Source organism: Oryzibacillus soli (assembly GCF_051594765.1).
In the GTDB taxonomy this organism is placed as follows: Bacteria; Bacillota; Bacilli; order Paenibacillales; family NBRC-103111; genus Paenibacillus_AR.
Genome location: NZ_JBPPGJ010000030.1, coordinates 1 through 20269, shown reverse-complemented (window position 1 = coordinate 20269; position 20269 = coordinate 1). Strand labels below are relative to the sequence as shown.

The window sequence follows — 20269 nt, the reverse complement described above, 5'->3', positions numbered from 1 at the left end:
GGTTGGGAAGCTGCTAGAAGCGAACCAGAAGCTCCGGGCTGCTTAAGAGACTCCGAATGCGGGCCAGCTCGTAACACTCGGCGGGCACTTGTCCTGCGGTATACCGGCCGTCCCGGTTGAACGCGCCGAAATATAAATTTTTGAATATCCGCTGCAATTCATCCATCTCGAACAGCTTCACGATCTGGGTCTCCCCGTCCACCTCGATCGTAACCTCCGACGTGACCGGGATCCGGCAGCGGAGCTCCCCGCTGAACGGCGTCTTCACCGGTTCCTCATCGATCCAGTACCATCCCTCTGCCGGCTGGCCCCTCTTCGTGACCTGGACGGTCAGCTCCGAACGGAACTGGCGGTTGACGAAGGGGGTATTCCGTATGTAGACCGGGTTTGTGATGGCCACATTCCCGGCGGAATCATAGCATTTGGCCAGGAGGTAGCTGTCTGCGGATATCTCCAGGATTTCGTTCCATTCGCAATGATCCTGGTCCAGAAGGAGCTCCTTGTGCACCTGTCCGTTCAGAATAAGCTGGATCCTGCTGATCGGCGCCTGGCAGCAGCGGAAGGCCTCCATCCGGATGGCGAAGGGCTCGCTCTCCTTGGGCTTCAGCACCGCACCGGGCTGCTGGCCGTCCACCGTCAACAGGAGGATGGGGCCGGAGGACACGAGATTCCTGCCCGCCTTGACTCCCTCGCACAGCGCATCCAGGCTGAATGCGTCGGCATACGTATAGGTCTTGAACTGCAGGTGCTCCCTGGCCGCCGAATCGAAGGTATGGTCCGTCTCGGCCACCCCGGGCAGGAAGTAGCCCTGGTTCAAGGCCTCGTACCATAATTCCTGGTAATAGCGATGATCGCGGTCATAGCCCATGATGACCATGGCATCGATGGAGCCGGCCAATAGCTCGAAGCCTAAGGTTGCGGCAATGTTGGAGATGAATTCCCCGTTGTGGGGCCACCAGCTGGTAGGATGGGCGGCCACCGCCACCGAATGAGGCCCCCTCTCCTTCCGCAGCGCTTCATAGGGGTAGGCGATGAGATAATCCGGCTCCTCCCCGATCTTGGTGAACAGCCACGGATCCCAGGACCGGTCGTAATATTGGCTGTACGGGGGCATCTGGTCGTAATTCATCAGGAACATGTGCCCGTACCGGCATTTGACGATTTCGTTGCCGATGTCGAGCATAAACCGGGAGGTGGTGTTGATCTCGCCCAATTGAGCGGCGTACTTCTGCCTGTACGGTATCGTCCCCCCTCCAGACGGATCCGCATCCCGCAGATGGGTCTCCCGGTCGTAGGGGGAGCCGGCGAAGAAGAAGTTGAAGTCCTCCCCCCGCATTATGGTGGAGGCGTATTCCAAGGTACCCGTGTCCGAATGCGGATTCCGGGATACATGGGAATGGGCATCGAAGGAATAGAGGCCCAGGCGCAGGGTGTTCACAATTTCCTTCAAGTTGATCTGGAGTACGACATTCTTCTCCCCGATCATCACCGTTACTACAGCAGGCGTGAACAATTTGCCCTTATATACCTCCACGCGGTACTCCCCGGGGGACAGCTCGAACTCATATTCCCCCTTGCAGTAGACGGTTAGCGGCTCCTGCGGCAGGGATAGCCGGATCTTGCAATAGGTCAACCGGTTCCGTTCATCGTATACTTGCACCTGCAGCTTCATTTGCATCCTCCCCTTGTCTTCCCCGTATGTCCGGGCCTCTTCCCATGAATTATATCGCCGCCCCCGCCTCCACTACCATTTCAATATCCATCGTTCCGTGTGGGAATCCTCGCTACTTTGGATGCGCCCTTTTTGATAGAATGGAACATTTTCGATACAAAAAAACAGGGACGGCCCTGTTTGGACCGTCCCACTATAGCTCTGCCGGCTTCCCTTATTCCGTCAGCTCCACCCACTGCTCCAGCAGCTCGTTCAACTGGGCCTGCAGCGCCTCCCGCTCCTGCCAGCGCTTCGCCAATCCGGCGGGATCCGAAGCCAGCTCCGGCTGTTCCAGCTCGGCCGAACATTCGCGGATGCTCATTTCCAGCTCCTCGATTCGGCTCTCCAGCTGCTCGCGGCGCACCCCGCCCCGGCGCTGCTCCGGCCGTGGAGCGGGAGCAGCCGCCGGCTTGGGCTGTTCCCGAGAGGCCGCCTTCTCCGCCCGGCGTTCGCGCAGCTCCGAGCTCTTCGCCTTGTAATCATCATATCCGCCGAGGTACGGGGTGATGATGCCTTCCCTGAGCTCCCACACACTCCGGGCGATCCGGTTGGTGAAGTACCGGTCGTGCGAGATGGCGAGTACGGTGCCCTCGTAATCCTCGAGTGCTTCCTCAAGCGCCTCGCGGGAGGCGATGTCCAAGTGGTTCGTCGGCTCATCGAGCAGGAGCAGGTTCGGCTTCCGCCGCATGAGGATGGCGAGACGCAGCCGCGTCCACTCGCCGCCCGACAGAGAGGCCAAGGATTTGAACACCGCGGCGCCGTAGAACAGGTACCCCGCCAGCTCCCGCCGGGCCTCGCCCTCCTCCGCCTCCGCCTCGCGGCAGTAATGCTCAAGGACCGTCCGCTTGCTGTCGGGAGCGTCCTGCTGGGCGAGGTATCCGGCCTCGACCCGGGCACCCAGCTCCACCTTGCCGCCATCCGGCGCTGCTTCTCCCAGCAGCAGCTTCATGAGCGTAGACTTCCCCGCTCCGTTCCCCCCTACGAGCACCGTCCGGTCCCCATAGAGGAGCCGACCGTCCGCCCCCTGCAGGATGGGGCGCTCCCCATACCGCTTCCGGACTCCCTCCAAGAGGACGACCTGCTTGCCGGACCGCTCCGCGGCCTGGAGCTCGAAGTCCGCCGTTCGGCGCTGCAGCACCGGGCGTTTCATCTTCTCCATCCGGTCCAGCGCCTTCTGCATCGAGGCCGCCCTCCGGAAGAACTTCTCGTTCCCGCCGAGCTTCCCCCACTCCTGCAGCTGCTTGATCGTCTCCTTCATCTTCCGGATCACCTTCTGCTGCTCCTGGTAGGCGGCGAATTCCTGCAGCAGCCGTTCCTCCTTCTCCTTCACGTAACCGGAATAGCTCGTGCGGTACGGGAAGGCTTCCCCATCCTCCAGCTCGACGATCCCGGTGACGACTTGGTCCAGGAAGTACCGGTCGTGGGACACGAGGATGCAGGTTCCCGCATAGGTCCGCAGGAACGACTCCAGCCATTCGATGCCCTGCGTGTCCAAGTGGTTCGTCGGCTCATCCAGCAGCAGGAGTGTCGGCTGCTCGATGAGCAGCGAGGCGAGTCCCGCCTTGGTCTTCTCCCCGCCGGATAAGGTGGCATAGGGCCGTTCATAATCGGACCGGGGGATCCCCAGCCCGTGGGCCACCTGTTCGATCCGGGATTCCATCTCGTAGCCGCCGAGGCGTTCGAACCGTTCCTGGAGCGCCGCATACCGCTGCAGGATGCCGTTTAGCCGTTCGCCGTCCGCTTCGGCCATCTCCTGCTCGAGCCGGGACATCTCCTCCCGGCACTCCCGTGCCTCGCGGAAACCGCGCGCGAGCAGGTCTCCCACCGTGTACCGGTCTTCCACCTCCGGTACCTGCGCCAGATAGCCGATTCGGGTTCCTTTGGCGATCGCCAGCGTTCCGCTGTCCGGCGGAGTCAGCCCGGCCAGCACCCGCAGCAGGGTGGACTTGCCGCTCCCGTTCGAGCCGATTAAGCCGATGCGCTCGCCTTGTCTGACTTCGATTGTAATGTCGCCAAGCACCAGCTGGGCGCCGTGGTATTTCTGAATATGCTGCATGCTTGCTAAGATGGTCATGGTTAGGATCCTCCTATGGATTAGGCTTAGGCTCCCATACCGACTGTGCCGCCGCTCGGGCACAGGGAACGAAACAAAAAAAGAGCCGTAGGGAAAAGTCCCTACGACTCCGGGATAAAGCTCCGTCCGAGTTCAAGGTAGGAAGCGATTCGCAATGGGTACAGCCGTATGGGTGCAAATGGGCAGACGGGTAGCGTCAGCGGCATAAGCATGCACAAGACCAGCCATGACGATCGGCAGCTGGTTCAGACGGGTGACCATTCCATTGCAATTCATTCCTACCTCACCTCCTTATGACTCAATTAGGATTACGATACCATATTGGGGGAGCGCCATGCAAGCCCCTTTCCCTCATCCCTTCTCCCCTTCGGCCTGGACGGCCGGCGGGGCGGGCTTCTGCGCCAGCAGGGCCATAAGGTCCTTGATGTACTTGGCCAGGCGGACGCTGAGCTCGGATCGGGCCACGTCCCGGACGATGCCGAAGCGGTCGGTGTAGCCCCGGCAGACAAAATGGTAGTACAGCACATTCTCGGACTGCTCGTCGTTCAGGATCTTGATATTGCGCCGTCTAAGCTCCCGCTTGATCGCATACAGATCGTCGGTGATCCGGGTCAGCAGAATCCGGGCCGTCATGAGATGAAGCCGCTTCAGGATCCCGGGCGAATGCTCAATATCCTCCAGGCTCCGCTCCACCATGGTCTGCAGATGCGGCAGCAGGATGCTGTCCCGGATCAGGGTTAGTTCCTCGCTGGTCGGACCGGAGCTCCGCTTGATTCCGCGGGTGTTGTCGTAATCCTCTTGGTGCTCGGTAAGCAGCATCTTCGTCTTCCACCTCTCGTTGCCGTCCAGTTTGCTCACGCCCAATGACCTCCCACCTGTGCCGCCCGCTCCCAGGCCACCCCGGCCTCCAGCAAGGAGGAGGCGCGCACGATCGCCGCGCTGCCGTACCGGTCCTTGATCGCATCCGTCGCCTTCTCCAGGCAATACGCCCGGTTGCGGTCATTGAACAGGGTCAGCTGGATCACGTCATCCGTGACGAGCTGGGATAACGAGACGTTCAGATGGCTGACCGGCAGACCGTTCCAGTATTGCTCGAAGATCCGCCGCGCCACGGTCGCCACCTCGTGCGTAAGGGACGTGGGCTGCTCCAGGGTAATCTGCCGGCTGAAGGAACGGCCGCGCTCTCCGTCCGCTTCCATCGCCCCGACCGTGATCGTATACCCCATGAACCCGTGCCTCCGGCAGCGGCGGCACACCTCAATGACCAGCTCCAGCAGCACCACCTCGATGTCCTCCAGCTTCGTATAGAGGCTGCTCCGGAGCGTCTTGCCGTGGCCGACGGACTTCAGCGGGTTGCGGATCTGGGCCACCACGGGGCTCGGGTCGATGCCGCGGGCGGTCTGCCAGTAATATTCCGCCTGAATGTCGCTCTGCTTGCCCATCCGGTGGCGCATGCGCGTCTTGAACTCCCCCAGCTCGAGGCGCGCGATGTCGCCGATGGTCACGAGGCCCATCCTCAGGAAATGCCGCGCCATCCGGTTGCCGACCATGAACATCTGGTGCGTGTAGAGCGGCCATAGGTCCCGCTCCATATTGTCGAAGCCCAGCCGGAAGACGCCTTCCTCCCGCTTCTTGGCGAAGTTGTCGGTAGCCATCTTGGCCAGCACCTTGGTGGGGCCGATCCCCACCCGGGACCACACCCCTGTGGAGAGGAGCACCCGGGACTGGATCTGCCGGGCCATCTCCTCCGGCGAGCCGAAGTACGGGATGGACCCGGTAACGTCCAGGAACTGCTCGTCGATGCTGTAGGGCTCCACTTGGTCCGTGAAGGCTTCGAAGATCTCGGAAATCAGCAGGGAAACGGAGATGTAGGTGCGCATCCTGGGGCGAACCACCACCAGGTCGGGGCACAGGGCCAGGGCTTCGCCGACCCGTGAGGCTGTCGTCACGCCCCGGGCCTTGGCGATCGGGCACGCGGCGAGGATGATGCCGGACCTGCGGGACGGGTCCCCTACGGCGACCGGTTTATCTTTCAGGTCCGGCCGGGCCGCCTTCTCCACGGAAGCATAGAAGGACTGGCCGTCAACCAAAAATATGGTACGCTGTTTCACCATGAACCGCCCCCAGAAATAAGAACTCCTGTTCTTATTATATACCGAATATATGTTCGCAATGCAATGTATACTTTTCCCAAAACGCATCAAGACGAATCATTTTCATGAACCCGCCGCAACTTGCAAAAAAACCGCCGCGGGGGATCCGCGGCGGCCACATTTATTCCATAAACATTTCGTTCGATTTCCTGAGTGTTACCCTTCTTATCTCATCCTCGGAGAGCAATTCACTGGCACGCTTCTTCGCATCCAATCTTCTTTCTCATAATAGCAACGTTGCCTTGCTCCGCCACTTTCATGAACCCGACTTTTTCAAACAACCGGGCCGGACCGATAAAATCGAACGTTTCCCGTTGGAGGCGCAGGTGAGGATACCCTTCAATCGCATCATAGCCTTTGGCCTTCGCATCCTCGCACACATGAGTAAGCAGAGCGGTAGCAATCCCTTTACCGCGATAATTCGGAGCAATCTCAAAGCATAACACCGACTTAATCCTTTCGTTGGGACTAGCCTTATACGCATTTCTGATCTCTTCGCCGATCCCTAGCGTCGAATAGTTTTCCTTATTATTAGCGTTGCACCAACCGATAGATACGCCACTATCAAACGCCAAGTATCCCTGTAAATCACCGGCCAAAATTTGCTGCTCCGCCATTTTGCGGAGCGTCGACTTGAAGCTGGGTATGTCGCGGGGCATGACTCCAGGGTTTGCCGCAATTAAGCTGAATAGTTCCGTCCTCTCCTGCTCCGCAGTCATTTGTGGGCGGCAGCAGAAGCACGGCTGCATGGGAGAATCGTCCGTAAATGCGCGATTGTCGAAAAAATCAAAGAAATCTTCGGCAAGAGCCGGAGTGAGAGGTTTGATTTCAAGATTCATATTGGTTATCCTCCCGTGTTCATTTTAATATGTAATCTCCTGAACTTAAGGCATTTGCGATGCAGGGTCATCTACCTGATTCCACTATCATTTAAATATATTAAATATCCTCTGTTCTTTTCTTTCATATATTTTTTCAATGGTGATATATTTTTCCCCATATGTGTTTTGAATGCTATGAATTCCGATCTCCAATGAATTCAATAATGCTACCGCCTCCCTACTTCCCCGATTTTTACTTTGTAAGTCTGGCAATATGCATTTTGCATAATTCCTTTGAATATCCGATTCTACCGTATCTTTTGTTAGGTGTCTGATGCTATGTATGGTATTGATGATTAGTGCCGAAACTCCGGCGGCGATAATATCAAGTCCAAACTGGGTGAACCCCGTTTCACCTCTTGCAACAAAGCCGCATATGGAGGATTTGTTGTTAAAATAAAACCTAATTACAAACGGTTCCCGCTCTTCGTCGAGTATGGAGCTTCGTATTTCAATTTCTTCGTCATGAAGTTCGTACATAAATTCCTCCTCGAAATGCCTCTGCAGACCAAGTAGGCCCAAGGCGTAGATGCGGTGTTATACGCTGTGAATGCTTTCCTTGAAGAATCTTTCAAATCATCTATTCAATCATTTTCATCTTCTTGTTTTGTTATTTCAGGTATTGTTTCTTGTGATAAATCCGGATGATTATCGTGTTCTACATTTTCGAATTTTCCTGCGATACGAATCCCTTTGAGTATGGAAGTTATAATGGAAAAGGGTACGTAAGAAATAAGAGATAAAAAGAATGCCATAACTATAGTTATTAGTGGAGCCATAATTAATGAAATAGCGCCAGCCGCTACTCCAGTTATTTCATAAGTTCCCCAATATGCCCTGGCATTGCCACCAAACAAACTTATAGCAAAAAATAGTAATCCTAGCACTAAACCAATTGATCCCCAAATGATTGCATTAAGCTTACAATAAGAAAAGAACTTTATGTCTTTCATCTTAATTTGCTTCATAGATTCTACTCCCATAATTAATGGATGATTTGCAGCAGTTGGTTATAACGTTGTTGCATTCGCGAATCCGCACTGGTTTAACGCCAATGCAGGATTGTCTGCGGATGAATACGGTGCTAGACGATTCTGGGATAGTCCAGAAAGCGTCACTTTCAATTATTTTTGAAAATAAAGATCGCACATTCTATGCAGTGCGATTTTGAGAAATGTTTCACAAAAGACATCGTTGTTCCTACCTTTTAATATTCTAATCCCAATCCATATAAAAATTCACTTCTAATTTTTCTTTCCTACAGTCTGGACAATCTAACACCCCGCTCTTGACGTCATTAAGCAGTGGCTTTGTTGGCATTCGTATATTGCAGCGCGGACAAACATAACTATTAGTATAAGAATCGTCGTTCGTCTTTATATATAGAAAAACATTATTTAACAAGCAACTGCATTGTTGACAAACGTAAAGCCCATCATAACATTCAAAATGTGTGTCGTCCTTGTTCATAAACTCTTTGATTCGTTGTCGCCCTTCTTCTTGCTCATACCATTCCAAAATGGTATTCAAATCAATATATCTAAAGCCAATTCCCAAAAAAACATTTTGTTTGTAAGAGCATTGTGTGCAACTTAATGTACAGGCTACTCCCATGTGTACAACCTCTCTTATCTTCTATAAGATTTCCAACTTAAAAACGGTGTTATACGAAGATTATGCCTTCATCGAGTTTTACTTGACAAAGGTATTATGCACTCGTTCTGATTTAAGAAAATAAGGAATCCATATCGCGCATCTAACACCAGACTTCATTAAATCCCTCAATAAGCTTCCATCATCAAGCTCTCTCGTTAAAGGTATTTGAAGTATTAATAAATAATCCATTATACCCACTGCTAAACTTACACTATAGAAAATAATCATTAGTCGAGGAAATATTGTTTTCTTTTTGTAGAGATTGATTAATAGGTATACACAGAAAATGAATGATGCGGCATTAAAAACAGCCTCAAAAATTATAGTTGGCCCCCATAGAGGGTGGTAGTATTCAGATTGTTTTGAAGTTAATACTTCCCATGTCTGGGTAGCAAATGCTGGTAACGAATGTTGTAGTAATTGTATTGCTAATAAAAACATCGAAAAATAAAGCCCAATTTGTACTAAAATCAACCATCCCCCAAGCCCAGATCTCCCCAGAGGTCGATAGTCATTTTGTTGTTCTTGAATGTTAGGCTCCATTGAGAACACTTCCTTCAACTTGTTTTATTTGCATAAATTTCATATAACATTCTGGTATTTACGAACCAATATCCTTCTTTATCCAATTTGGAATGTGATGTACAAAATACTTTGATATCTTCTCTACCTCGCCCATTACTGCGTTAATCTTTTTCTCATCTAAGAACCAGTTATCCCGTGTAATATTGTTCTTATCCTGAATGGGTTCCATCAAGAATCGAACATTCAAGGGAAAAACAGTTTGATAAGTCATTAATGCCCTTCGACTATGTTGCGCTTTGCAAACCATTATCACTTGACTGACTTTAATATTTCGTTCAATAATAAGATTCCATGAATTTCTCGCATTATCAAATGTATTCTTTGCTTCATTTTCTTTGATAATAGCTTCTTGAGGTACTCCCATTTTTATTGCGATTTCATTCATAAATTCCCATTCTGTTTGATTAATTTTAGCATTGTATCCACCTGAAGGAAGAATATATGGGGCAAGTCCCAAATGATATAACTCAACTGCTCTCTCTATAAGCTGAGGATGACTCCCGCCTGGGACCAATATAATATCTGATATTTCTAGTTGGTCTTTGTTAACAAATACTAAGTCCGTTATACATTCAAATGGATACTTCAATGAATTACCCCCGTTATGTGTTTGAGGTTCGATAAATTATTTGCATTCCTTTTATATAACGTTGTTGTATTCATGAACCCTAGGCGGCCCGAAGCGTGAATGCGGTGTTAGACGAAGGTGTCGACTTCATCGAATTTTTTTACATAAAAAAGTCACATTATCTGTAGAGTTAATTTCAATATCGTCATATCCTTTAATCTCAGGCAACTTAAAAGGAATTAATAATCTTTCATGCTTATACCTATCATTGATCAACATATAGAACGCCATTAGAACTCCATTAATCATGTTACTGCCCTTTGGCTCTCGAACTATCAGTTCAGTTATAAGAAGTTCTTTATCTTCGCTATTATAACTGTTTACTGCAACGTGGTAATCAAAGAATGGAATCACACTTTTGCTTCCAGCCTTGCACACTAAAGGATATCTTGAGTTAATAAAATTATTAAGCAGATAGTTCGCTTGTTCAATATCAAGTCTCCTGGCTATACTGTTAAGTTTAGTTTCACCGTTATGTATTACATAATGGTATTCAGTATTTAAGAGATGTTCTCTAAAGCTAGTAATTAATTCGCCTCTTAGAATTATTGGCCCAATCACTTTGAGGCCTCCCCCTGATAATTCCGGCACTTCTCCTAACGTAGTTGTATTCACGAACCCGAGAGGCTTAAGGCGGGCTAGCGCCGGGTGGCTCCGCCACTTAGCCTCACAGGGTTGTGCGCGCAGCCGGTTCAGGGCCACGTTGACCCGCATCCACCGCCGAGTGCCGTCAGGCACGACGCGTGAATACGGATACGGTGTTATATGTAGTTGGGGCCTCCATCGAAATAGAGGTATAATCCCTTACATTACCCTGGATCTTTAATTCCATTACCTGTCCTAGGATCAATATAATACCATCCTTTGGCTACAGTATCACTTCGTCTTCTTATAGAAAAAATAAATATCCCTTCTTCATCCTTGCCCTCGAAATTAACTTTGAATAAATCACCTTCACAACTGCAGTCATTTATTACAAAGTCATTTACCTCTTTCTTTGTCAATTCTCTATCGAAGTTCTTATATACCGAAAATGAAACAGAGAACTCTTTAGGTGTTAACCTCTTTGGTAAAGTCATTACTTCTTTATTTATATCATTAGGTTGTTCAATTATTTTTTCTGTTGTAATATTCGTTTGTTTTGATGGTTTGTCAATTGATTGTGTAGTTGAAGTTGTTAATATTTCATGTTCCTTAGATGGAACTAATTTAGTTGTTGCATCACACCCTAATAAATTAACTAAAATTATCAGTACATATATTAATCTAATCTTCATCACATTCACCCTAATTCCTGTATAAGTTGCCCCAATTACAAATAACGTTCTTGTATTCACGAACCCATACCACCTTAAGGAAGCAAGGATCCACCAGCGCAGCTGGGTCCCAAACGGCCGCGATGCGGTTAGGTGGTGCTGGGTTATCTGTTGAGTTGGCTTTCCCGAACTGCCTTATGCAGACCAAGGGACCTCCAGGTCCCAACGCGTAGATACGGTGTTGTGTTATGGCACCGACTTCTAGAGCTACATTCATTCCCTTGACCTTTAATGTCCCTAGATCTTCATGTCTCTAGATCTATCGGTGCTTTCACATAACGTTGTTGTTTTCACGAACCCGAGAGGCTTAAGGCGCGCTAGCGCCTGGTGGCTCCGCCACTTAGCCTCGCAGGGTTGTCTACTGATTCCGCTTCTTCGAAAATCCCCTTGCAGACCAAGGGCCGTCAGGCACGACGCGTGAATACGGTGTTATATGACGTGGGCTCTTCAATGAAACTCTATCAGTCATTTATTTCTTATTCAATACTTTATTATATTGGTTTGTTCATATATATTGACCATTCCATTCTTCTTCATCCACATAAGTCTATTACATTCAGGGCATTCATAAATTCTTTCAGTTAATTTAATAATTCTTGCATCAGAAATAATTAATTCTTCCCATTCTTTTGTTTCACTTTTTGGTTGTGATTCACATAATTTAGTCCGATTTTTTTCTGTTTCCAATAATTCTTCATAGTCTCTATCTCTTACAGTCAGAAAACCATCGTCAGGAATATTACTTAAGTTATGTATAAAATTACCGCATGGACAGTACAACTTTGGCAAGTAATCAGTTCCTTTTGTATATTGTTTTATGTTCTTTTAGCTCATTTTCCATGTAACGTTCTTGTATTCACGAACCCTTACTGGCTTAAGGGGCGTAAGCCCGGGTCCGACGGATTTAGCCAGCGCAGGGTTGTCTGCTGACTCCACTTCCTCGAAATACCTCTTGCAGACCAAAGGTCTACTTCATCGAATCCTCTCCCTTGCTGGCCCGCAGCGTAAATACGGTGTTAACTGAAGTTGGCTCTTCTTCGATTCCTCATGCAAATCTAGACCTTATTCTTCATATTTATCCCATTTCTCCTGGTTCTTCTATGTCATTTATCATATTTCCAATATTTATCATTATCTCGCGGCTCGAAGGGGGTCACAGGATTATTCGGATGTTCTCGCGTGAGTTGTTCTCTATCTTCATGTTTCTAATTAACTAAAATAATGGTTACGCGTGAATCGAAGGGGCTTACAGAATTGCTCGCATGATCTCGTGTGCCATTTGGTTTTCATTGGCTTTCAACACTCTTCATCGAACCACTATCATAACAGTCATTAGCCGATTTCAGTTAACGTTGTTGTATTCACGAGCCCGAGAGGCTTTAGGCGCGCCAGCGCCGGGTCCGACGGACTTAGCCAGTGCAGGGTTGTCTGCTGATTCCGCTTCCTCGAGTTGCCTCTGCAGACCAAGGGACGCCAGGCCCACAGCGTGAATACGGTGTTAGGCGATGCTCTCGACTTCATCGAAATACTGAAATCTACTTATAAATATTTCTTGTTATAAGTTGCTAAGTCTATTGAATCCAAAAAGTGTTCTTTAAACATGTTTCCTAGTTCTTCATCAATGCAGAAAAATAAGGTTGACGTACTATCCCAACAAACTATTTCGATCTCCGCAAGAGGATGCTGGATTTTAGGGTATTCTATCCAAAAATTGGGATTTCCATCTGCGTATGGCTCTACTATAAGGTCTTCAGGATCTATATTAATGTTCTTTCTAAACCCAGAGAAAACTGCCCAAACAAATTGAATATCATTACCATTAATAATCTTTGTTAATTCTTCCCCATCAATCCAGACTGTATCTTTATCTAATGCATCCAATGAGTAATAAGTTAAGTCGTCCCTAAACTCCGAATCATCAAAAGACTCATTAGCAGCACTTCTTCTAACATCTTCATAATGATCAATATCCGTAATTAACCAGTTGTAGTCGGTTTGTCGATCCTTTATTGCTTCAAATACTCTACGCATATCAGTATGCAAGGGCATCTGCTTTGAACATTCTAAAATATAGCTCTTCATCATCGGATACTCCTTCAAAAAACTTTTCATGAATTGAATTTTAAGTGTTTTATAGTCTTTCGAGAGTTTCGCCTAACGTTGTTGTATTCACGAACCCGAGAGGCTTAAGGCGCGCGTGCGCCGGGTGGCTACGCCACTTAGCCTCGCAGATTTGTCTGCCTGATTTCACTTCCTAGACTTATCTTCTGGCAGACCAAGGGCCGTAAGGCTCGCAGCGTGAATACGGTGTTAGGCGAGGTTTTCGACTTCTTCGAATTACACTCATAAATCATTTAGTGTTCCGATCTTTTCTCTTCTGCAAACTCAATTATCGCATTTACCTGTTGTATTAGTTCATTCCATTCTAATGGCCCTTCTTCCCACCATGCCACTGTTATCTGATTGAGACCTGATCCAATTATTAATTCGTACTGAGTTCCATCGACTCCAATCATACCGACATTAGGAAATATACAAATTCTCTCCGTACGAAGAAATCCTAAGAAATTATTAATGATATTAGCTTTAAAAGTAAATTTATATGTTTTTATTTGGGGTAGTTGAGATTTCTTATTTCTATATTTCAACAACTCAAGGGGTTTCTCTAGAATTTGTAAGTCCTCTTCTTTATTCCATACAGAGATTATAATTGAATATTCCGATTCATCATTTACTGATTTAAAGAATTCATAACTTATATTCTCGCTAAATGAAGTGAGTACAATTATTTGAAACAACCTTGCAAACCCCACATCGAATTGTTCTTTTCTTAATATATTTATAGCTTGTTCTTCTATTTCAGAAAATACTTTATAAATATCTTCCATCATTGAATATACTCCTTTGATAATTTAATTCGAGAGTTTCGCCTAACGTTGTTGTTTTTCACGAACCCGAGAGGCTTAAGACCCGTAAGGGCCGGGTGGCTCCGCCTCTAAGCGTCGCAGGGTTGTCTGCTGAATCCACTACCTCGAAAATCCTCTGCAGACCAAGGGACCGTCAGGTCCCGCTGCGTGAATACGGTGTTAGGTGAAAGTCCCTGCCTTCTTCGAATTGCTGAACATTTATTTGTTGAATTCCTGCAGTACCATATATATTAATTATCGCTCTTTTATAATCTTCCCACCTAAAATAAAAGGGCCGATATCTAGTAATTTATTATCTGGTTCTACTTTAAAATCTCTCTATATTACTAAGTCATCTTCTCTTTCTATAATTGGTCTTTAATTGGTTCTTAAATTCGTTTTGTATGTCCCATATTTCTTTAATAGGTATGGCTCCTTTGTGGCATGAGTTAACGTCTCTTCCTTGTTCAGACCATAAATATGGGTATATTGATAATCCTTGGTCCCCTCTTAAGTTCTGAGTATTACTAATCCAATCTTTCCATCTATACGATTCATAGAACCTGTCCAATTCTCCATGGAACACCCAGTAGATAAAATCCGTATACCCCTTACCAGTATCTTCCCATTCCAAGGTATCAGGTGCAAAATAATAAACGTTTCTTGTCTTGTTATCAAATAGCCCCGAATTTATTGCAAAGACCCCGCCAACTACATCATATGCAACAATAAATCCATCGCTGTAAGGAAACTCCGCATTCTTTACATTAAGAGTACCAAAGATCTGTGGGTTCCCTGAACCAAGAATTCGCAACCAGCCATTATCAGCAAGTATCCCACCAGTCTCCAAAGCAATCGACCCCAGAGTTGACTTATTTGTTATCTGTAATTGAAAAAGAACTTCTTCCCCTTTGGCTCTTTCATTGTTTAATACAGTTACATCGACTTTAGATTTCTTAATCCAATCCTGAATCATTAACCATGTACTGTCTTCAAAAATTAAATCGGATTTGGTTTTCATATTGTTTGTCCTTTATAAATGAATTAAGAGGAATTCGGATAACGTTGTTGTATTCACGATCCCTCACTGGCTTAAGGGGCAACAGCCCCGGGTCCGACGGACTTAGCCAGTGCATGGTTGTCTGCTGATTCCACTTCCTTGAAAAACCTCTTGCAGACCAAGGGCCGTCAAGCCCGCAGCGTGAATGCGGTGTTATATGAAGGACATGCCTGCTCCGAACGACATTCAATAATTCATTATGTATTCTAAATAGATATGTAAATGCTTTCAGAGAGACTTATAAATTCAATGTCATTACAATAGAAGTTAATTATTCCGTTCTCGTAATCCTCAATTAGATATTTCATTGGATGATAACCGTTTTCTTTTAGATCTCTAATATTAAATCCACTAATCTGAGTTAGTACTCCTCCAGTCTTAAATCTTAAATCCTCAATACATGAAAATCTTATAACTAGTTCATATGTTTTCGAGTTTTCTTTAATTAAGAAGGTTATATCTAGTATAGAAATATTATCAAAATACTTGTCTTGAATAACGTGAAGATGAAAATTTGAAAGCCACTCAATATTATGAATTGTAAATTCATTAATAATGGGTTTTATTTTTTCTAGATTTCTTATCATCATTGAGAATCCCCCTAAAATAAAACACTGCATGTCTTTTGGATAACGTTGTTGTATTCACGATCCCTCACTGGCTTAAGGCAGCGCTAGTTGCCAGATCCGGCGGACTTAGCCAGTGCAGGGTTGTCACCTGAATCCGCTTCCTCGAAAATCCTCGCGGCGACCAAGTGCCGAAAGGCCCGCCGCGTGAATACGGTGTTATAAGATGTTGGCGCCTTCATTAGTTTACTCAAAGATCTTTCCAATAATTTTTATTCAACTTTATCATCTTTAACGTCTTTATCATCTTTATCATCAAATAACAATATCCTTCATAATCCTTGATTAAATTCTCATATTCACTAATTCAATTATTCGGTATTTACTTTTTCATTCTGAGTCTGATGAACGTTAATATGGCTAATATTGCATAAACTTTATTTGTCTGTATACTTAACTCTGCTCGTTGATTCACATCTTCTGGTGCATTCAGAAAAACTCTGGATAAGTTGTATATTTGAATGATGATTACAATTACTAATAGTCCGTTGATAATTTTCTTTAGAATAATCTTCCCCTCCGATCTAACGGGGATTGCTAAAATAAATAACGGTTTGCGCCAATTTCTTATAACGTTCTTGTATTCACGAACCCTCACTGGCTTAAGGGGCGCCAGCCCCGGGTCCGACGGACTTAGCAAGTGCAGGGTTGTCTGCTGATTCCACTTCCTCGAAAACCCTCTTGCAGACCAAGGGCCGTCAGGCCCGCAGCGTGAATACGGTGTTATAGGATGTCAGCGCCTTCTTCGATTATCAAAATTATTAGTCACTATTGTTCCAGGTTATTACCCCTTCGCTTTCATTAAATCCCTTAAATATATATTTATCCATTCGAGATTGGTCTATCAATATGTGTATCCAAGCCTCCATTGAGTCTTCAAGTCTCTTTCTATCTACAAACATATAATCAATTCTGTTAGTTCTAAATAATAAATCGATCTTGTCAGCATCATGAATGGTTAAATTTGTTTTGTTTATTGTTATATCGCTTAATCCATTTATAATTGTTTTAGTCTCATCGTCTAATATAGTAAGTATTCCTTCCACCGATGGTTGCAAACATGAATGACCACCCGCCTGATTAAAATAAGTAACTGAGGATTTCATTTTAATTATTAATGCTAGTTGTTCTAAACCATACAACCATACTTCACGTTTAGGAAGATTCATAATAGTCATTATCCTTTGTTTTTATATGCATTGCGCTGATTTCATATTACGTTGTTGTATTCACGAGCCCACACTGGCTTAAGGGGCGTCAGTCCCGGGTCCGACGGACTTAGCCAGTGCAGGGTTGTCTGCTGATTCCGCTTCCTCGAAATGCCTCTTGCAGACCAAGGGCCGAAAGGCCCGCAGCGTGAATACGGTGTTAGGCGATGCTCTCGACTTCTATGAATAATCTCCAACTAGTCCTTTAAACAAGTCAATTCCTAAAAATCATCTACTTTATATCAAAATCATAAATCATTAAATAAAGTTCTATTAAAAACATTGCTATTGAGACTCCAAATCCAATAAGCAACATTATTGAGTTTAATGAACTAATTAGAATAAAAAAACAAGAAATCACCAAAAAGCATATTATTGGAAAATACTTAATTATTGACACTATAATGCCTTGGCTTTCTCGACTGATAAAATAATTCACAACAAAAGCAATAGCTAATGGGATCGGTATTGTAAAGATAAGATGTAAATATTTAAGTGCTTCTTCTTGTTTAGCCCAGATAAATATTTCATAATCGTCCGAATATAAAAACATAGCAAAACCTATCGCGCCTAATAATAATAAGTGATACAGAATCTTTAAAATAAGTTTTATCATCGTCTGCTTAATTTCTCGTCACCTCTAGGAAAAAACAATAATTCTAAATACTTTTTTTTCAATGTTTCGAGAGTTTCGGCTAACGTTGTTGTATTCACGAACCCTCACTGGCTTAAGGCGCGCCAGCGCCGGGTCCGACGGACTTAGCGAGTGCAGGGTTGTCTGCTGATTCCACATCCCCGAAATGCCCCCTGCAGACCAAGGGCCGCAAGGCCCGCAGCGTGAATACGGTGTTATCCGATGCTGCTTCTTCTTCGATTAACTTACAAGTCATTTAAACCCTACTGGAATGTATTAAGTCATCCCATTCTTCAAATATTCCTTCCATGTCATCAATTATTTCTTCTTCATACTTTATTTCATTGTACCGTATTAAAAATTGTTTATCGTTTATATGTCTTCTATAAGATTGTTGAATCATAAAATACTCGTTCTTAAAGTCCCATGCTACTGATATCTTTTTCCTCGGTTTGGTCGTTTTAACGTAATTAATGATCAATATATCTCTGTCTTCATATTCTATTTGATTCAATCTTGTATAATCTTTTTCATTAATAATTTTTTCGACTAGATCTAATATTTCATTAATATCTTTCATTGGTTTACCTCTTTTTAATTGGTTTTATATTATTACTTCAAGCAGTTTCGGATAACGTTGTTGTATTCCCGACGCCCCACCACCTTAAAGGTAGCATGGAGCCAAAGGCAAAGCCGGTTCCCGACTGGCCGCGACGCGGTTAGGTGGTGCGGGTGTGTCGCCTGAATCCACTTCCTCGAAATGCCTCTTGGCGACCGAGGGGGCTTGTCCCCCGACGCGGGAATACGGTGTTATCTGCTGTTGTCCACTTCCTCGAATCGGCCCAAGAAATCGTCATTTTATGTCTTTACCCATCCTTCAAGGTTTTCAATACTTCTTTTATAAGGGCTTTAAGGGTTCATCCGATTTCCTCGAAGGGGTTCACCAGGGAGGCGGGATGGCTGGGGTTTTGCCGATGGGTTCAAGGGAAGGTCTCTTCCACCAATCGGCTTTCCAGTCCTTCTCGCCTTTCCAATGTCTTTATCGGATGAATCCTTTTATTGCCCTTATATAGGTATTGAAAATCTTGATGGATAAAGACCTTAAGACGATTTCGTTCAGTAATCCCTTGATCTTGAACCCCATCGATCTTAAGAATCAAGGTTCCGTCGAACGAGATGATTGCTCGCAGTCCATCTCCAGTCGGGTTCTTGGTTCTCTTGGGGGTCAAGATCTTGATTCCTGATGGGCTTTCTTCTTTAGGTTCTGGACAATTGCAGATAACGTTGTTGTATTCCCGACGCCCCACCACCTTAAAGGTAGCATGGAGCCAAAGGCGAAGCCGGCTCCCGACTGGCCGCGACGCGGTTAGGTGGTGCGGGTGTGTCGCCTGAATCCACTTCCTCGAAATGCCTCCGGCGACCGAGGGGGCTTGTCCCCCGACGCGGGAATACGGTGTTATCTGTAGTTGTCCACTTCCTCGAATCGGCCCAAGAAATCGTCTTTCCATGTCTTTACCCATCCTTCAAGGTTTTCAATACTTCTTTTACAGGGCTTTAAGGGTTCATCCGATTTCCACGAAGGGGTTCACCAGGGTGGCGGGATGGCTGGGGGGTAGCCGATGGGATCAAGGGAAGGTCTCTTCCACCAATCGGCTTTCCAGTCCTTCTCGCCTTTCTAATGTCTTTGTCGGATGAATCCCTTTATTGCCTTTAGATAAGTATTGAAATTCTTGATGGGTAAAGACCTTAAGACGATTTCGTTCAGGAATCCCTTGATCTTGAACCCCCATCGATCTTAAGAATCAAGGTTCCGTCGAACGAGATGATTGCTCGCAGTCCATCTCCAGTCGGGTTCTTGATTCTCTTGGGGGTCAAGATCTTGATTCCTGATGGGCTTTCTTCTTTAGGTTCTGGACAATTGCAGATAACGTTGTTGTATTCACGAACCCTCACTGGCTTAAGGGGCGTAAGCCCCGGGTCCGACGGACTTAGCCAGTGCAGGGTTGTCTGCTGACTCCACTTCCTCGAAAAGCCTCTTGCAGACCAAGGGCCGTCAGGCCCGCAGCGTGAATACGGTGTTATGCGTAGTACCTGACTTCTCCGAGATACTATCAAATTATTAATTCATTCTATTTGTTTATAAATCGTTTTCAGATTTTCTAAATAATTGTCCTTGCTAAATTTCATTACGGGCACTAAATTTAGCCAGGTAACTTCATTCCCGATTAATTCATAATTATATGGTATTCCTAAATTACTAGAATCCACTCCAACCCGTCTCCAAATCACTTGGTTATCTGTTATAAATACTTCAGCAACCACTAGTGTACACGTTAAATCGCAATCATCCGGGCACATTAATAATGGCAAAATAACAATCTTTTCCTCTGAATAAAAACGACTTAATACTAACTCTGCTTCTTCCTTCAGTCCAATCCAACCAGTAATTGTTGGAATTAAACCTAAAAATAAATTATCTGGATATAAATTATGGAGATATAAATCAAGTGGACTTCCATCAATTGATATTACTGGATGTTCTACATTGACATATTTACTTGCCTGCATAATGACAGAAAGTATGTTCATTAAGTTTCGCTCTTTCTATTATTAATTTTCCCAGGTATTACGCATAACGTTGTTGTATCTACGAACCCACACCACCTTAAGGAAGCCCAGATCCATCTGCGCAGCTGGGTCCCGACCGGCCGCGACGCGGTTAGGTGGTGCTGGGTTGTCTGCTGAATCCGCTCCCTCGAAATGCCACATGCAGACCAAGGGACCTCCAGGTCCCGACGCGTAGATACGGTGTTAACTGATGGCACCGACTT

At 46.0% G+C, this 20269-nt stretch carries 21 protein-coding genes; all 21 read right to left on the bottom strand.

What is annotated here, in order from left to right:
• Positions 1-13 precede the first annotated feature (13 nt).
• Positions 14-1672, bottom strand: coding sequence for a CehA/McbA family metallohydrolase (locus tag ACSEXW_RS26710; RefSeq protein ID WP_438449243.1), 1659 nt, complete (start codon positions 1670-1672; stop codon positions 14-16).
• Positions 1673-1886: 214 nt separating this feature from the next.
• Positions 1887-3785: a ribosomal protection-like ABC-F family protein gene (abc-f, locus tag ACSEXW_RS26705; protein ID WP_438449242.1), complete on the bottom strand. Its 1899-nt coding sequence runs from the start codon at positions 3783-3785 to the stop codon at positions 1887-1889.
• A gap of 132 nt (positions 3786-3917) precedes the next feature.
• Positions 3918-4061 (bottom strand): hypothetical protein, encoded by a 144-nt coding sequence (locus tag ACSEXW_RS26700; protein WP_438449241.1) that lies wholly within the window; start codon positions 4059-4061, stop codon positions 3918-3920.
• Positions 4062-4136: 75 nt separating this feature from the next.
• Positions 4137-4643: a YhjD family protein gene (locus tag ACSEXW_RS26695; protein ID WP_438449240.1), complete on the bottom strand. Its 507-nt coding sequence runs from the start codon at positions 4641-4643 to the stop codon at positions 4137-4139.
• Entirely contained in the window at positions 4640-5899 is a 1260-nt protein-coding gene (locus tag ACSEXW_RS26690; RefSeq protein WP_438449239.1) for a DNA polymerase IV, read from the bottom strand. The genes ACSEXW_RS26695 and ACSEXW_RS26690 overlap by 4 nt, the downstream gene beginning before the upstream one ends.
• Before the next feature lie 227 nt (positions 5900-6126).
• Positions 6127-6777, bottom strand: coding sequence for a GNAT family N-acetyltransferase (locus tag ACSEXW_RS26685; RefSeq protein ID WP_438449238.1), 651 nt, complete (start codon positions 6775-6777; stop codon positions 6127-6129).
• Positions 6778-6864: 87 nt separating this feature from the next.
• Positions 6865-7299 (bottom strand): ribosomal-processing cysteine protease Prp, encoded by a 435-nt coding sequence (locus ACSEXW_RS26680; RefSeq protein ID WP_438449237.1) that lies wholly within the window; start codon positions 7297-7299, stop codon positions 6865-6867.
• Positions 7300-7403: 104 nt separating this feature from the next.
• Positions 7404-7787, bottom strand: a complete 384-nt coding sequence (locus ACSEXW_RS26675; RefSeq protein ID WP_438449236.1) for a hypothetical protein — start codon at positions 7785-7787, stop codon at positions 7404-7406.
• Positions 7788-8511: 724 nt separating this feature from the next.
• On the bottom strand, positions 8512-9018 hold the full coding sequence (locus ACSEXW_RS26670; protein WP_438449235.1) for a DUF2569 domain-containing protein: 507 nt from the start codon (positions 9016-9018) through the stop codon (positions 8512-8514).
• Positions 9019-9076: 58 nt separating this feature from the next.
• Positions 9077-9649 (bottom strand): YdcF family protein, encoded by a 573-nt coding sequence (locus ACSEXW_RS26665; RefSeq protein WP_438449234.1) that lies wholly within the window; start codon positions 9647-9649, stop codon positions 9077-9079.
• A 126-nt stretch (positions 9650-9775) separates the two neighbouring features.
• Complete coding sequence (locus ACSEXW_RS26660; protein ID WP_438449233.1) at positions 9776-10390, bottom strand: hypothetical protein; 615 nt, start codon at positions 10388-10390, stop codon at positions 9776-9778.
• Positions 10391-10497: 107 nt separating this feature from the next.
• Entirely contained in the window at positions 10498-11025 is a 528-nt protein-coding gene (locus ACSEXW_RS26655) for a hypothetical protein (protein WP_438449232.1), read from the bottom strand.
• Positions 11026-11484: 459 nt separating this feature from the next.
• The gene (locus ACSEXW_RS26650; protein ID WP_438449231.1) at positions 11485-11793 is read right to left on the bottom strand and encodes a DUF8617 domain-containing protein; all 309 of its coding nucleotides are present in this window, start codon (positions 11791-11793) and stop codon (positions 11485-11487) included.
• Positions 11794-12543: 750 nt separating this feature from the next.
• Complete coding sequence (locus tag ACSEXW_RS26645; RefSeq protein WP_438449230.1) at positions 12544-13089, bottom strand: hypothetical protein; 546 nt, start codon at positions 13087-13089, stop codon at positions 12544-12546.
• Between the two features lie 269 nt (positions 13090-13358).
• Positions 13359-13895 carry a hypothetical protein gene (locus tag ACSEXW_RS26640; RefSeq protein WP_438449229.1) on the bottom strand — a complete coding sequence of 179 codons (537 nt, stop codon included), beginning with the start codon at positions 13893-13895 and terminating at the stop codon, positions 13359-13361.
• Positions 13896-14262: 367 nt separating this feature from the next.
• Positions 14263-14931, bottom strand: a complete 669-nt coding sequence (locus ACSEXW_RS26635; RefSeq protein WP_438449228.1) for a DUF2625 family protein — start codon at positions 14929-14931, stop codon at positions 14263-14265.
• A gap of 245 nt (positions 14932-15176) precedes the next feature.
• Positions 15177-15560, bottom strand: coding sequence for a hypothetical protein (locus tag ACSEXW_RS26630; protein WP_438449227.1), 384 nt, complete (start codon positions 15558-15560; stop codon positions 15177-15179).
• A 797-nt stretch (positions 15561-16357) separates the two neighbouring features.
• Positions 16358-16765 (bottom strand): DUF6210 family protein, encoded by a 408-nt coding sequence (locus ACSEXW_RS26625; protein WP_438449226.1) that lies wholly within the window; start codon positions 16763-16765, stop codon positions 16358-16360.
• Positions 16766-17694: 929 nt separating this feature from the next.
• Positions 17695-18018: a hypothetical protein gene (locus tag ACSEXW_RS26620; RefSeq protein WP_438449225.1), complete on the bottom strand. Its 324-nt coding sequence runs from the start codon at positions 18016-18018 to the stop codon at positions 17695-17697.
• 400 nt (positions 18019-18418) lie between these two features.
• Positions 18419-18946: a hypothetical protein gene (locus ACSEXW_RS26615; RefSeq protein WP_438449224.1), complete on the bottom strand. Its 528-nt coding sequence runs from the start codon at positions 18944-18946 to the stop codon at positions 18419-18421.
• A gap of 616 nt (positions 18947-19562) precedes the next feature.
• Positions 19563-20027: a hypothetical protein gene (locus tag ACSEXW_RS26610; RefSeq protein ID WP_438449223.1), complete on the bottom strand. Its 465-nt coding sequence runs from the start codon at positions 20025-20027 to the stop codon at positions 19563-19565.
• Positions 20028-20269: the final 242 nt, after the last annotated feature.